Origin of the sequence: Paenibacillus thalictri, assembly GCF_004307995.1 — a bacterium.
GTDB lineage: Bacteria > Bacillota > Bacilli > Paenibacillales > NBRC-103111 > Paenibacillus_AF > Paenibacillus_AF thalictri.
Genome location: NZ_SIRE01000009.1, coordinates 101,435 through 116,087 on the forward strand (window position 1 = coordinate 101,435; position 14,653 = coordinate 116,087).

Below are 14,653 nucleotides of genomic sequence, written 5' to 3' on the forward strand. Positions count from 1 at the left end.
TCATCATTCCATAAAGGATGTGGATCATGATATGAAAGCATATGCGAGTTCATTATGCGGCTGGCGGATCTGCCTGATCACAGGGTTATGGGCGCTGTTGATGATGAGTGCCGGAACTAGGCTGCTGGCGGCTGCGCCGGAGCCGACCTTCGACCTCAGCCTGCTGCCCAATCCCGGTTTTGAGCAAAATAACGGAAGCGGCATGCCGACGAGTTGGACGTTTGCCGGCTCGGCGGGCAGTTCGGCAGGCTCATGGGAAAACGGATCGGGAGCCGTAGTTGCGGAAGGGGCCCATGCCGTCAAAATTACAAATGCCGCCGGTGCGGAGGGCAGGTGGAATAGCGCTTCATTGGCGGTAGGCGCAGGGGAAACGCTGATGTTCAGCACGCTGGTGAAAACCGCCATAACCGATGGTCAGGCCGATATGAGCGTTATCTTCAAGCAGGGGACTACGGTTGTGAAGGAAGTGTATTCCGACGATGTCGTGCTGGGGGTCAGAGATTGGAAGCCGTTGTCCCTCGTGGCCGTGGCCCCTGCAAACGCCACTTCGGCTACCGTATCCTTGCGTTTGTCGGGCACGGGGGCGGCTTGGTTCGATTGGGTGACCGCCGAGCAGCCCGTAATGTATAACCGTGCCAGTAATCCGAGCGCTGAGGTGAGCGACAGCGGGGGCAATCCCGCCAATTGGTGGATCTCCGGCGAAACGGCGGTCTCCCAGCCGCTGCTCAATGGCGGGTTCGAAGCGAATCCGGCCAACAGCGGCTGGTGGGCGGCCAAATGGAGCGGTACAAGCACGCTGACCGCGGGGCCGCAAACGAGTTACGCAGGCTCACGGTCCGGTAAAATTACAAGCGCCGATCCGGCCAGCACGGCCGGCTGGGTTAATATGAACAACGGAGCTTACTACGATGTCACGCCCGGTCAAAACTACAGCGTCACCGTCTACGTATATGCAGCTGATCTGGGAACTGCGGCCGACGGCTCATCAGCCCGCGCGGAGCTTTCCGTTCTGCTTCGCGACAGCGCTTTGTCGGCGTCCAAGGAAATTGCCGCACCGGCCGTAGACACCGTGACGAACGGCTGGGTCATTAAACGTATGGATGTGATTATCCCGGAAGGCGGTTGGACGAAACTACGGATCAATCTGAAGCTGATCGGGGCGGGGACCGTATACTTCGACGAGCTCAGTTGGGCGCGGACGGGTTGGAGCCGCGATGCCTCCTTCGGCAGTAAGGATGGCGGAAAGACGGTCGTCTCCTGGGATTCCACTGAGCACTATGAAGGGAGTAAATCGCTCAAAGTCACGGTGACCGACAATACGTATGCAGCCGGCTGGACCGGCGCCGCGATCCCTGTTCGGGTGGGAGATTATTACGATGTCAGTGCGATGATCAAAACAGTTTCTGCGCAATATGGGGCTTATGTGGAAGCGGAGTTTCTGGACGCCCATGACGCTACGCTGGTAAAATACACATCGTCTCCGGTTCAAGGAACGCAGAACTGGACAATGGCCAAGCTGGGGGCCTGGGCGCCGGGCGGCGCCGCACGGCTGAGGATGAACGTCAAGCTGACGGCATCCGGGACGGCTTATTTCGACAATGTCGAAATCAATCAGCCATCTTACAACAGGGCCAAGAACCCAAGTATGGAATACACCGTCGGACTGTATTACGGTGTACAGGGACGGAGTCCGTATACATGGGCCGGGAGCGGGACAAGCGCAGTGGATACGTCGGTAGCCCATTCCGGGTCCAAATCGGCCAAATCCCAAGGCAGCTCGGCTGACGCGTATACAGGGTGGATCGGCGAGGATACGCCGGTGGAAGCGGGCAAACAGTACACCTACTCCGTCTGGGTCAAGACATCTTCCGTCAGCGGACATAGCGATTTGTACGCCATTTTTAAACAGGCGAATGGAAGCATTATTCAATCGGTGTCGCTGGCCTCGATCACAGGGACTAACGATTGGACGCAGATCAAACATGTGGCCTTTACCACACCGGCCTCCACGGCCGCGGTCCGTCTCGATTTTCGGCTGACCGGTATGGGCACGGCCTGGTTTGATGATGTTGTAATCGAAGGGCCGCTGGCCGTTCATCCTTCCCTGCTTTTCGACAACTCGGACAAGGCCGCGCTGCAGGCCAAGGGGACAACGGCCGGCGAATCTAAGGGTTTTGCCGATACGCTCACGGAACTTTCGGACAGAAATACGCTGTCTCAATTAAGCGACATTGCCTGGAATATCGATCCATGGGTAACCGAATCACTTGGTCTCGGCGATGCGTTTAACCCGGTTACCGCTCCGGCTCAAGCTGTGGCGGTCGGCATCGAGATCAGAGCAACGGGGAAGGGTACCGTCTATATCGACAATATCGGCATGACCCGCGTATTGACTAACGGATTGTCGGCGACGGTACCTGTATATAACGGCGGTTTCGAATCGGGTACGGCCATGCCTGACGGATGGTCCGCTCAATTGCGGTCGGGCATGGGCACGGCCGGCCTATCCAGTGTCGTACGCAGCGGCAGCGGATCGAAGTCGGTTCGCATCGACAATCCTTCCGCAAATGCGGTGACGGGCATTTCGCTGGATTCAGGTCGGCGCATAAGCGTGGCGGACGGATTTGTTCCGGGCGATTCATATCTGTATAAAGCGGATGTGCGCATCGATTCAACGGGGGTTACCGCGGTAGAAATTATCGTCACTTATTACGACGCCAGCAATCAGGTCATTCAGACAAATACGACAAGCCATGCCGAGACGGCAAGCTGGCCGACCGAAACGAATTACGGTATGGGCGCAGCGACAACCGGCGATGCCGCTGTATACGTCGCTCGAAACGATGCCGCATACGCGGAGAAGGCTAAGCAACGGCTATTGTATCAGCTGCGGCAGATGCACAAATGGACCGTCAGGCAGCTGAGCGGCGAGGACCCGAGAAACATCGCCGCATTTTATTCTACGACCCGAACCGTAAATTATTTGGCCCAGGTGTATGACGCCATCTACGATGCGGCAAACGGCGGGGTTAAAGTAATTACGCCGGAAGAGGATGCGGAAATACGTTACTTGTTTGCGTGGATGGGCGCGCAGTTCAGCAATATCGCCTATTACAATATTGAAGATGCGGAGCAGAAGAAGAACAATATTACCTTGGACCGCCATGCCGCACTGGGCATGTATGCGATGGCGTTTCCGGAGTTTACGAAATCTGGCGAATGGTATGCGTCCGGCATCAACGGAATCAAGTGGATGATGAAAAATGTGGTGACGGATGACGGGGCTTGGCCGGAGTCGTCCCGGTATCATGGGGGAATGATGAGGACGCTGGTTCCACTGGTTGCGGCGATGAAGAAGACACATCCCGGAGACGCGGCTTCCGACTGGTTTGCTTATACCAATACAGACCCGGATTTGGAGGTCAAACGGAAGTTTAAGCGTTTCGTCTCCTGGTTCGTGCAGATTCAGACGCCACGCGATCCGGTCGGTTATTACGCCGATCCAATTACAGGGGCGGCCAATTACCATAACGTCGCGCTGACTCCCGGAATTGACGACGCCAACTGGGAACCGGCCTGGTTTGCTCCCATGGCGTGGGCGGCCTCCCAGTACCGGGTATCAGATCCGGATACGGCTGGAAAGCTGATGTGGACGTGGGACCGCGGCGGCCGAATGTGGTCGCCGGAAGCGACGCCTGCCAACGTGCTTGCGTCTTACACGCTGCTCGATCCAAGTGTAAGCGCCGTAGCGCCGACGCTTTCGTCGGCAAGCACCGACTTCTTTTATCAAATATTGCGGGATCGGGTGAATACGTCCGAAGAAGATTATTTGCTTTTCGCTGCGGGCGACAAGCATATTCACGGCCATTTCGGGCATACGGGCATCTCGCTGTGGTCCAAAGGAACGCCGCTGCTGCTGGACAGCGGGGTCGTGGACTACGGGCAATCTTTGATTCAATGGTATAGAAGGTCGTCCGCGCAAAACCGGATCGCTCTGTACACCGATGCCAATATGGAAAATATTAAATTCTGGGGACCGTGGAATTCGACAGTTCTCCCGTCATCGTTTTCCGAAAAGCTGGATTACGTCGGCGGAGATACGGCTGTTCCCGCCTACTCGGATCCGGATGCGTCTCTTGCCGCGAAACGTCATGTATTTATGGTGAAGTCGCCGTTTAAGGCGTATGTGCTTTGGGACGATATGCGGGGAATTCTTCCGGCCTATACTAGCGCAGCGTATTGGCTGAACGCATTTACGAACCAGAATATTGGTTATTCCGGTTCGCTTGCCACCGTATACGGATACAATAATGTGGATTTGGACATTCAGTTCCTCGAACCGTCGGTTACGCTCAGCAGCGCCAACTTCGGAGATTCCGGCCTGGGCGGCGAACGTTACGCAGATAGCCAAAAGCTGAACCGGATTTCACAGCAGAAATTCATCAAGGTGCCTGTACCTATCGCTAACCAGGAACTGTCCGCTTTGACCGTGCTGTATCCTAAAGAGCATGGAGCGGCCGGATTGACGTACACAAACATGAGTGTGGTTTCGCCGCTTGATACAAGCAAGCTGAAGGTAGTGAAAGTCAGCGATAGCGCAGGACGTTATTTTGTTCTTGCCGTCAATGCGAGCAGCGCCGTCAAGAACGTGACCTTCACATCGGCGGACAGTTTGCGGGATATGAAATCGGGGGCCGTCTTCGCTGCCAGCAGCGGCGCGGTGACGCTGGAGCTCGCAGCCAATTCCATAGTCTTATTGGAAAAAAGTCAATGAATGGGCTTGGCGTATGGCAAGGAAGGGGACTGATTGCGGTGTTATAAAGCTAATTAAAATATGTCGCGTTTATTAGCCCGGCATGGGGACGGTATTGCTACCGTCCCCATGCCGTTTTGTTTTGTCTAGCGCTGCTTTGAGGTATGGTCATTCCTCTTTATAGCCGTAAGTCGCGGAGAGCTCTTTGCCTTTTTGCATAATAAAAGCGGCCATTTCGTCATCTTTGTGCTGCGGCACAATGTTGATGAATCCAACGACAACGATCGATCCGATCAGTTTATTGGCATAATTAAGAATTGGCACGGAAAGCGACGAAATTGAAGGCACCAGCGGCTCCTTGGCAAAAGAGATGCCGCTCGTCCGGATCAGCGAGTATTGTTCTTGTAACGCGGCCTTGTCCGAATCGCTCATATTGCCGGTTTGCTGAAGCAGCCACTCCGCGATGACGTCATGGTCCATGTAAGCCGCGAATATTTTGCCCGTTGCCGAAAGCACGGGCAGGGCGGTGCCGATCTGGGCGCCGATGTTCAGCCCGGAGTTCAGGTTGGTCATTTTGACAACCAATGGGCCATTAAGGGACCAGGTCGTCAGCAAGGTGGTGCATTTGGTGACCCTGCTGATTTCGTGAAGGGTTGAGGTGGCCCGGTCGATCACATTGTCGCGGTTGACCGCGGTCATGCCGTATTCAACCAGCTTGCTGCCCAGCGAATATAAGCCGGTCTCTTTTTCTCTGTATAAAATGCCCTGCTGAGTGAGTGTATTTAAATACTTGTACAGGTTGCTTTTGGTAATTTGGGTACCTTCATGAATCTCGTTAAATTTGAAGGGCTCCTCACGCGAAGCAACAAGATCCAGTATTTGAAAGCCTTGCTGCAAAGATTGAATCGTCGTGGAGGATTTGGATTCTGACATGCAGGACAACCTTTCTGTTATGTTCCGTTTTTTTTCTTAACTATAAATGAATCAAAAGCCGCAAGCAAGGAGATCGTCTGTGGAGCCTTCTCTGCAAAAAAAGAAAAAATAGAGGCTTTACACTCCAAAAAGATCAGAGTATATTATACGTATAGATAACTTAATTCACTATTATGATAATACATTAATGGATGGAGGTATCCAAGCATGAAAACATTCCTGGTGTTCATCCAAAGAAAGCCGGGTTTTACAGGGGCGTCGATCCCGGGCCATCGCGAGCATCTCACGCAACTTCGGGAGCAGGATCGCATCGTTCTGGCCGGAGGTTTTCCCGATCAAACGGGAGGAGCTTACGTCGTGAAAGCTGAGGATCATGAAGCGGCGGCCAAACTCGTTGAGTTGGACCCTATGTTTGCAGAAAATGAATGCGTTTACGTCGTGAAAGAATGGAATGCTCAATAATCAAGAACCACTGCAAATAGCAAAGGAGAGGTTATTTTATGAAACTGGTAACTTATCAGTCGGCAGGCATTAAACGAATTGGAAGCGTACACAATGAGCAAATCATCGACCTGAACTACGCTTACCGCAGCATGCTGGAAGCGGACGGCTCACTTCGAAGCGAGCAAATCGCCGAAGCGTTTGTGCCGCCGCATATGGTCGAATTTCTGAAAGGCGGGGAGCAAAGCATGCGTGCGGCAAAAGAAGCGGCGGCTTATGCTTTGAGCCATGCGGAATCGCTGTCTTACCAAGTGTTTCACAACGTTAACGAAGTGAAAATCGAAGCGCCGGTAACTACGCCGGGCAAAATCATCTGCGTCGGACATAACTACCGCGAGCACATTCTGGAAATGGGCCGTGAGCTTCCGACCATCCCGGTTGTTTTCGCCAAGTTTGGCAACACCGTGGTTGGTCCTCAAGACGATATTCCTTTCTACCCCGTATCCGATCAGCTCGACTATGAAGCGGAATTCGCTTTTGTCATCGGTAAACGCGCCCGCTGCGTATCCGAAGCCGACGCATTGCAATATGTAGCCGGATATACCGTGGCCAACGACGTCACTTACCGTGATCTCCAGCGCCGCACGATCGAATGGCTGCAAGGCAAAACGGTAGAGGGCAGCGCGCCGATGGGACCGTGGCTTGTGACCGCCGACGAGTTGGGCAATCCGGCGGGCCTGGACATCTCGCTGACCGTTAACGGCGAGCGGCGGCAGCACTCCAATACGGCAAATCTCGTATTTACCGTGCCGTTCCTCATTCAGTTTCTGTCCAATCTGATGACATTGGAGCCAGGAGATATCGTGCTGACCGGCACGCCCGGGGGAGTCGGCGTAGCCCGCGAGCCGCAAGCTTTCTTGAAAGAAGGGGATGTGGTTCGTGTGGAGATCGAGAACATCGGGGCGCTGGAAAACCGGGTTGTCCGGGTGAACGAGGGGGTGCGGGGATGATGAGCAACAAACAAGCGGTACAATCGGTTGAGACAACTCTGGAACAAATCATTGCCATCGCGGAAAAGCTTCCGGATGAGGTCGTGCGATATAAACCGGCGGAAGATAAATGGTCGGTGCTTGAAGTGCTATGTCATTTGGAAGAAGCGCTGCCTTATTGGCTCGAAGAAATTCAGCGTGTTGTAGCGGCTCCGGGCAGCGAATGGGGGCGGGGACTGACGCATGAAGGCCGCCTTCAGGCGGTGGCCGAGGCAAACTCGCGTTCCTTGGATGACGTACTGCCCAAGCTGGGGGCCGTAAAACGGCTGATTCGGGAGACGCTGACTTCCATCAGCGAAGAAGCGCTGCAGCAGCAAGCTCCAAGCCGCAACCCGCGTTTTGGAACGAAACCGCTGCAGTTTATCGTCGATCATCTGCTGGTGGAGCACGCCGCGACGCATTTGGCGCAAATCAACCGCAATATCCATCAATATAACGAATCTCATTCCACACAAAAATAAAGGAGTTGTTCTCGAATGGCTGAAAAAAACGAATTCATGCAAAGCAAAATCGTCACCGATTTTAATAAGGAAATCGAGCGTTTCCACCTCGGGCCGCTTTGGAACGCCATTCCCGATCTGATGCATCATCAGCCGACGCCGCAGGCGATTCCTTATCTTTGGAAGTGGGAAACGCTTCACGCCAAGCTGATGGAGGCCAGAACGATTTTTACCCCGGAGCGGGGCGGAGAGCGGAGAGCGATCTATTTGCAGAACCCCGGTTTGACTTACCGTCAGCCGTGGGGCTGGGCATCGACAACCGCCACGCTGTATGCGGCAGTACAGCTGATTTTGCCGAGGGAAACCGCACCGTCGCATCGTCATACGCAAAGTGCAATCCGGTTTATTATGCAAGGAAGCGGCGCATACACCATCGTGCAAGGAGAGCGGATCTATATGGAGGAAGGGGACTTCCTCATCACTCCGAAAGGACTGTGGCACGGCCATTCCCATCCCGGAACGGAACCGATGATTTGGATGGACGCCCTTGATATCCCGACCATTTATTCGCTGGGCGGAACGTTTTTTGAGAATTATCCGGAAAAAATCGAACAGCCGAGTTTACCGGACAATTACTCTTCCTCGCGTTATGAGGGCGGCATGGTGCGTCCCGTTTCGGACCGCTACCCGATGGTCGCTCCGCTGGGATCGTATAAATGGGCCCAGACGCTTGCCGCACTCAAAGGCTTAAGCCGTTTTGAGCCGGATCCGTACGAAGGGTATGCGGTCGAGTATATCAATCCGTCCAACGGGAAAACGGCTAATCCGACGATTGCTTCCTGGATGCAGTATTTGCCGAAGGGGTTCAAATCCAAAGCGCATCGCCATACAAGTTCGACGATTTATCAAGTGCACCAAGGTTCGGGCTGCACTGTAATAGGCGGCACCAGGTTCAATTGGTCGAAGGGCGATTATTTCGTTGTGCCGAATTGGGCTTGGCATGAGCATGAAGCAAGTGAAGATGCGTTTCTGTTCTCGGTCAGCGATCTGCCGATTATGGAGAAATTCGATCTTCAGCGTGTAGAAAGCTTCGAAGCAAATAACGGACATCAGAACGTAACCGAAGAATTCAGGCCATTATTGCCATAAATGATTGCTATCATTCACGATCAGCCTATTTTGCGAATGTTGCGGAATTCGCAGTGATTCTATGTAGAACACATGGACATACGGATCTATTACCATGAGAGGTGTATGAGGATGACACAAATAAAAGAAGCTCCATTTATTATTGTCGGCGGCGGAATCGGCGGTTTGGCCTCCGCTTTGGGGGTTGCCGGCACAGGAAGAAACGTCGTCGTATTGGAACAGGCTCCGGAATTCGGCGAGATCGGCGCAGGCATTCAATTGGCGCCTAATGCAACGGCTGTGCTTAAGCAGCTCGGCGTGTTTGATACGATTGCGCAGCATGCCGTTTTCCCGAAAAGACTGGTGCTGATGGATGCAATGAAAGGGACGGAGCTCGCTTCGCTTGATTTGGGCGACGCTTTTCTGGAACGGTACGGAGCGCCTTATATGGTGCTTCACCGCTCCGACCTGCATAAAGGCCTGCTGGAAGCTTGTATCGCCGACAGCCGGATCTCGCTTGTCAACAATCAGACGGTTGTAAGTGTAACACCGGTGGGCGGTCAGCGAACGGAACTGACCTGCCAGGACGGGACGACTTATATTGCCGAAGCCGTGCTTGGTGCGGATGGATTATGGTCCAAAACCCGGCCGTTGTTTTCCGACGATCAACCCGTATGCTCGCAATATGTGGCATACCGCGGGGCGCTGCCGATGTCGGAAATCCAAGTTGAAGCCAGCATGGACGATGTCATCATGTGGATCGGTCCCAATCTGCATTTAGTTCAATATCCGGTGCGCAGCAAAGAGCTTTACAACCAAGTTGTTGTGTTCAAAAGCTTCAAATATAAAGAGGGCAGCGACGATTGGGGCACTCCCGATGAGCTCGATGAGCATTTCGGGCCATGCTGCGAGGCGGTCCGCAATGCCGTGACGTACATTCAGCGTCAACGCCGCTGGCCGATGTACGATCGGGAGCCGATCGACAGCTGGGTGGACGGAAACATCGCCTTGATCGGCGACGCAGCGCATCCGATGCTGCAGTATTTGGCGCAGGGCGGCTGCCAAGCGCTGGAGGATGTGGCATGCCTGACGGAGCTGCTGAGCAACCACGAGGGCGGCAGCACCGCCGAAGTGTTCCAAGCTTATCAGCAAGAACGCCTCTCGCGTGCCTCGGAAGTGCAGCGCAGTGCGCGCAAGTGGGGGGACATCATTCACGCTGTCGATCCCACGACGATTCTGCTGCGGGATACGATTATGAAAAACCATAAGCCCCACGAATTCGGTTATGTGGATTGGCTTTATGGACGGCGCTACGGCGCAGCGCCTAAAACGGCTAGCTCCCAATAATTAAGCTTTAATAATCGTCCGTTTAATGCAGTCCGGCAGATTAATCCCGCCGGACTTTTTGTGTGCTGATCTTTGGGTCAATTACGGCCTTAAGGAACAGCGTTTTTTCTTTGCCGGACAAGCCGGAACAGCCGCAAAAAGCCGGATTTGATTATAGACGGTAACTCCGAAAATCGTTACGATTACATTGTCGATTTGATCGGCTCAAGCGGAGGAACGAATACATGAAGGCACTGAAATCGAGCTATTTTCACAAAATGATTATATTTTGCTTTTTTCTCATTACGTTCCCTGTTGTCACGGTAGGCGGGTTTTCTTATATCCGCGCCTCGCATACGATCCAGGAAAAAGTAAATACGGGCTCCCTGCAAATACTGCAGCAGATGCAAACCAGGGTCGAACAAAGCTTACGGACCGCCGACAACGCTTTAACCCAATTCATTGCGGCTTCTTCCGTTTCGAAATTGCTGGCCAATGATGTGCGGGATGTGCAACGGAGCAGCAATATTCAAATGATCGAAGAGCTGCAGGAAGGGCTTAGACGAATTCAGACCTATGACCTAGGCATGAGCGATGTCCAGTTTATTCAACTGCGTTACCAATGGAAGATGACGAACAAGGGATATGAACCGTTTGCGTCCGACGAGCCGGATTGGATGCGGATCCTTGGGTCCAAAAGGGGTTCTTACTGGAATATGGGCGACAACTCCATCGATTTGGTCAAAACGCTGCCGTTGACTGCCCTGGACCCTCCCGCGGCCGTCATCTTGAAGGTTCCTTATGTGGAGATCGCCAAATATTTATCCGTAAACGAGGAACTGGGAAAGCCGTTTATCATGGATGGCGCCTACCGGATCATTGCCGCTGCCGACTCTTCCCAAATCGGCTTGTCCACAGCCGCGCAGCCCTATATGCGGCAGCTGAAGGAAGCAAAAGAAGAGCGGGGCATCATTCCTATCGATATGAATGGGAGCCGCTACAATCTCATATTCAGCAGGTCCGTCTATAACGGCTGGACCTACGCATCCTTTGTCTCCATAGAAGCGATGACCCGCGAGTCCGAGTCGATCAAATGGTTTACGCTCCTCGTATGCGCATTAGTTCTTGCAGCTGGGATTGCCGTTTCGTTATTTGGCACGAGAAAAATGTATTTCCCCATATTGAGACTGTATCGGGAGCTGTTCTCTGCCGCTGCCGGGCAGACAGGTCCGCTTAAGGGCAAGGACGAGCTTCAACTGATCGGCGAGAAGTTTCGCGCTTATGCCCACACGGAGAAGAAATTGAGCAGCGAGCTGCAATATCAGCGTAATCAGCTTCAGGACTTCTATATCATGAAGCTGTTTCTAGGGGAAGCCAAGCAGCAGGAGATGGAAGACAAGCTTCTGGCGGGCGGCGAGACATGGAACAGCTTGCGGGTTGTTGTCGTGCAAATCGACACGCTGGAAGCGACAAGGTATGAGGAGAAGGACAAGGAACTGCTCTTGTTTGCCGTCAACAATATCGTCACCGAACTTGTTCCTGCGGCAGACCGTCTGCTCAGACCGATCGTGCTGGATCAATCGCAAGTCAATGTCATCAGAAGCAATCATCTCACTTCGGAAGAAGCTGCAGGGTTTATAGACCAAATAACCCGCGAAATTCAACAGACGGTTAAGCATTATTTGCATATCAAGGTGAGTTTGGGCATCAGCCGGCCGTTTCATTATGTAACGGGAGCCCATCGCGCGTACAAAGAGGCGCTTGAAGCGCTTAATTACCGCATTAAGCTAGGTCATGAGGCGATATTGTACATCGCCGACGTTCAGCCCCATGACCGTTCGTTGCCCGAATATCCGGAGAAGCTGAAAAACGATTTGATCGATGCGATCAAATTGTCGAATAAAGAACAAGCCTACCAGCTGCTGCAGCAGTTTTCGCATGAAGTGTTCAGCGTGCAGCTGTCGCATAGAGAATACCAGATCATGATGATCGGCCTGCTTACGGATTTGCTCAGGGTGCTGCAGGAATCGGGCGGGCTGCTGCAATCGTTGTACGAGGAAGAGAAATCGCTGTTCGATCGGCTGTTTGAGCTTCAGACCTCAACGGAAATCGTAGATTGGTTCTTCCATTCCATCATTGCTCCGTCGATCCGGCTCCTGGAGGAGCAGCAAAGCCGCCAGTATGTCCGCATATCCGAAGAAATGATCGGCATGGTGCACAGCGACTACGATAAAAATCTGACACTCGAAATATGCGCGTATCGGATTAATTACCATCCCGATTACATAAGGCATGTGTTCCGCAAAGAAGTGGGAATCCCCTTCGGTGAGTATTTGGCGCAATACCGGCTGCAGATCGCCAAGAAGTGGCTGGCCGAAACCGATATGAAAATATCGGAGATTGCTGAGAAGCTGCAATATAACAATTCGCAAAACTTCATCCGTTATTTTCGGAAAATGGAAGGCATGACTCCCGGGCAATACCGGAACGCTACAGACGCCGGCGCGGCGGATCTTCACTGATCCGGCCGCGTTTTTTGGCTTCGCACCGCACGTAAGCCGCTGCGGATTATGGAACAGCCGCCGGGGATTGTATCGGGTCCGGCTTCTTGCTCCCCGCATAAGCAGCCGCTGCGGATTGTAGACGGCACCGCTGCCGTTCTTTTACGATAACACCGAAACCAACGCTAACCGGAAATGGAGGACGTATATGAAATGGAGGAAACGTACGCGAATGCCGTAAAGACGAGGGTGCAGACGAGCCGTTTGCATCAGCGGATTCGTCAAATGAAGGTGGACCGCTGGCTGTACCTTATGCTGGCCCCGGGTATTTTATATTTTGTATTATTCAAGTATTTCCCGATGTGGGGCGTTTTTCTCGCCTTTAAGGATTACCAGCCTTTCCTTGGGTTTTGGGGCAGCAAATGGGTGGGCTTGCGGCATTTCGAGCGCTTTTTTAGCGACCCTTCCTTTTGGATTTTGTTTCGCAATACCTTTTACATCGCTTCTTACAATCTGATTTTTTATTTTCCGCTGCCCATCCTGATCGCGCTTATGCTCAACGAGGTGAGAAACGAGCTGTTTAAGCGGCTGGCGCAAACTTTCGTGTATGTGCCTCATTTTTTCTCGTGGGTCGTGATTTCAGGACTTACCTATATTTTGCTCACTACAGAAGGGGGAATCGTCAATGAGCTGATTCAATACGGGGGCGGGGAGAAAATTAATTTCTTGCTGAATAAAGACTGGTTTCGTACGATCATTACGTCACAGATCATTTGGAAAGAAACCGGCTGGGGGACGATCATTTTTTTGGCTGCGCTCTCCGGTGTCGATCCGTCCTTGTACGAAGCTTCGCGTATCGACGGAGCGGGCCGCTGGCGGCAGCTCATCCATATTACGCTACCCGCCATTCGCAGTACGATCATCATTTTGCTGATACTTCGGCTGGGCAATTTCCTGGAGCTGGGCTTTGAGCAGATTTATTTGATGTTGAACGCGATGAATCGCGAAGTAGGCGAGACATTCGATACGTACATTTACACCAACGGCATCCAGCAAGGGTTGTTCAGCTATACGACAGCGGTCGGATTGTTCAATTCCTCCATCGGCCTTGTCTTAATTGTGACCGCCAACGCCATAGCCAAACGCTTCGGCGAAGAAGGCGTCTACTAGAAATCCGCAAGGAGGAAAAGGAGCATGGTCCAAGACCGATCGCTAGGCAGCAGATTGTTTAGTATCATTAATTATACGCTCATTAGCTTGTTTGCTTTAACGACGATAATTCCGTTCGTTCATGTGACAGCAGCTTCCTTCACGACAGCGGAGGAGCTCCGGCAGCAGCCTTTTGTGCTGTTTCCGACTGCGTTCTCGCTGGATGCCTATAAGTATATATTGACTACCGATACGGTCGTTCGCAGCATGGGGGTTACCCTGTTTATCACACTTGCCGGTACGTTCGTCAATATTGCCATGACAACACTTATGGCTTATCCGTTATCCCGCAAAACGTTAGTCGGACGCAGCCGCATTATGCTGATGGTGCTGTTTACGATGCTGTTTCAGGGGGGCATGATTCCGACCTTCCTTGTAGTGAAGCAATTGGGGCTGCTTAATACGTATTGGGCCGTTATCCTTCCGGGAGCCATCAGCGCATTTAATCTCATTGTGATGAAAAATTTTTTTCAGCAGCTTCCCGACGGTCTGGAGGAGTCGGCCAAAATAGACGGAGCCAACGATCTGCTCATCCTGCTCAAAATCGTCATTCCGTTATCCATGCCGGCCATTGCGACATTTTCGTTATTTTACGCGGTGGGGCATTGGAACTCGTTCCTGACTCCCGTGCTGTATTTAAATAACCCCGAGAAATGGCCGATACAGGTACTGCTGCGGCAGATCGTGATTATGTCTCAAGGCGGCTTCGGCGATGCCGCGGAAATGGGAGCCGATTTTGTGCCGCCTCCCGAGCAGACGCTAAAGTCTGCGGTCATCGTGTTTGCTAACCTGCCGATTCTGCTTGTGTATCCTTTTCTGCAAAAGCATTTTGCCAAAGGCGTGTTTCTCGGCTCGGTGAAGGGCTGAGATCGA

Annotated in this window: 10 protein-coding genes; 9 read left to right on the forward strand and 1 reads right to left on the reverse strand. The window is 52.8% G+C overall.

Annotation, left to right across the window (positions count from 1 at the left end):
* The first annotated feature begins 31 nt into the window (after window positions 1-31).
* Window positions 32-4,774 carry a carbohydrate binding domain-containing protein gene (locus EYB31_RS13630; protein WP_131013894.1) on the forward strand — a complete coding sequence of 1,581 codons (4,743 nt, stop codon included), beginning with the start codon at window positions 32-34 and terminating at the stop codon, window positions 4,772-4,774.
* 147 nt (window positions 4,775-4,921) lie between these two features.
* On the opposite strand, the gene EYB31_RS13635 is transcribed toward EYB31_RS13630, so the two are convergent.
* Window positions 4,922-5,686: an IclR family transcriptional regulator gene (locus EYB31_RS13635; RefSeq protein ID WP_131013895.1), complete on the reverse strand. Its 765-nt coding sequence runs from the start codon at window positions 5,684-5,686 to the stop codon at window positions 4,922-4,924.
* A gap of 207 nt (window positions 5,687-5,893) precedes the next feature.
* Between EYB31_RS13635 and EYB31_RS13640 the strand changes: the two genes are divergently transcribed.
* From EYB31_RS13640 to EYB31_RS13675, 8 genes are all read left to right on the forward strand, one after another.
* On the forward strand, window positions 5,894-6,148 hold the full coding sequence (locus EYB31_RS13640) for a YciI family protein (protein ID WP_131013896.1): 255 nt from the start codon (window positions 5,894-5,896) through the stop codon (window positions 6,146-6,148).
* A 38-nt stretch (window positions 6,149-6,186) separates the two neighbouring features.
* On the forward strand, window positions 6,187-7,137 hold the full coding sequence (locus EYB31_RS13645; RefSeq protein WP_131013897.1) for a fumarylacetoacetate hydrolase family protein: 951 nt from the start codon (window positions 6,187-6,189) through the stop codon (window positions 7,135-7,137).
* Entirely contained in the window at window positions 7,134-7,637 is a 504-nt protein-coding gene (locus EYB31_RS13650; RefSeq protein WP_240762400.1) for a DinB family protein, read from the forward strand. Before EYB31_RS13645 ends, EYB31_RS13650 begins: the two co-directional genes overlap by 4 nt.
* A 15-nt stretch (window positions 7,638-7,652) precedes the next feature.
* Window positions 7,653-8,765, forward strand: coding sequence for a cupin domain-containing protein (locus EYB31_RS13655; RefSeq protein ID WP_131013898.1), 1,113 nt, complete (start codon window positions 7,653-7,655; stop codon window positions 8,763-8,765).
* 111 nt (window positions 8,766-8,876) lie between these two features.
* On the forward strand, window positions 8,877-10,091 hold the full coding sequence (locus EYB31_RS13660) for an FAD-dependent monooxygenase (RefSeq protein WP_131013899.1): 1,215 nt from the start codon (window positions 8,877-8,879) through the stop codon (window positions 10,089-10,091).
* A gap of 224 nt (window positions 10,092-10,315) precedes the next feature.
* Window positions 10,316-12,592 carry a helix-turn-helix domain-containing protein gene (locus EYB31_RS13665; protein ID WP_131013900.1) on the forward strand — a complete coding sequence of 759 codons (2,277 nt, stop codon included), beginning with the start codon at window positions 10,316-10,318 and terminating at the stop codon, window positions 12,590-12,592.
* A gap of 264 nt (window positions 12,593-12,856) precedes the next feature.
* Window positions 12,857-13,741: an ABC transporter permease gene (locus EYB31_RS13670; RefSeq protein ID WP_131014068.1), complete on the forward strand. Its 885-nt coding sequence runs from the start codon at window positions 12,857-12,859 to the stop codon at window positions 13,739-13,741.
* Window positions 13,742-13,765: 24 nt separating this feature from the next.
* Entirely contained in the window at window positions 13,766-14,647 is an 882-nt protein-coding gene (locus EYB31_RS13675) for a carbohydrate ABC transporter permease (RefSeq protein ID WP_131013901.1), read from the forward strand.
* The last annotated feature ends 6 nt before the right edge of the window (window positions 14,648-14,653 follow it).

Bases quoted from the DNA above. Each gene is read 5' to 3' on its own strand.
- EYB31_RS13650 (WP_240762400.1), top strand. From the start codon at position 7,134: ATGATGAGCAACAAACAAGCGGTACAATCGGTTGAGACAACTCTGGAA.
- EYB31_RS13670 (WP_131014068.1), top strand. From the start codon at position 12,857: ATGAAGGTGGACCGCTGGCTGTACCTTATGCTGGCCCCGGGTATTTTA.
- EYB31_RS13665 (WP_131013900.1), top strand. From the start codon at position 10,316: ATGAAGGCACTGAAATCGAGCTATTTTCACAAAATGATTATATTTTGC.
- EYB31_RS13645 (WP_131013897.1), top strand. From the start codon at position 6,187: ATGAAACTGGTAACTTATCAGTCGGCAGGCATTAAACGAATTGGAAGC.
- EYB31_RS13635 (WP_131013895.1), bottom strand. From the start codon at position 5,686: ATGTCAGAATCCAAATCCTCCACGACGATTCAATCTTTGCAGCAAGGC.
- EYB31_RS13655 (WP_131013898.1), top strand. From the start codon at position 7,653: ATGGCTGAAAAAAACGAATTCATGCAAAGCAAAATCGTCACCGATTTT.
- EYB31_RS13640 (WP_131013896.1), top strand. From the start codon at position 5,894: ATGAAAACATTCCTGGTGTTCATCCAAAGAAAGCCGGGTTTTACAGGG.
- EYB31_RS13660 (WP_131013899.1), top strand. From the start codon at position 8,877: ATGACACAAATAAAAGAAGCTCCATTTATTATTGTCGGCGGCGGAATC.
- EYB31_RS13630 (WP_131013894.1), top strand. From the start codon at position 32: ATGAAAGCATATGCGAGTTCATTATGCGGCTGGCGGATCTGCCTGATC.
- EYB31_RS13675 (WP_131013901.1), top strand. From the start codon at position 13,766: ATGGTCCAAGACCGATCGCTAGGCAGCAGATTGTTTAGTATCATTAAT.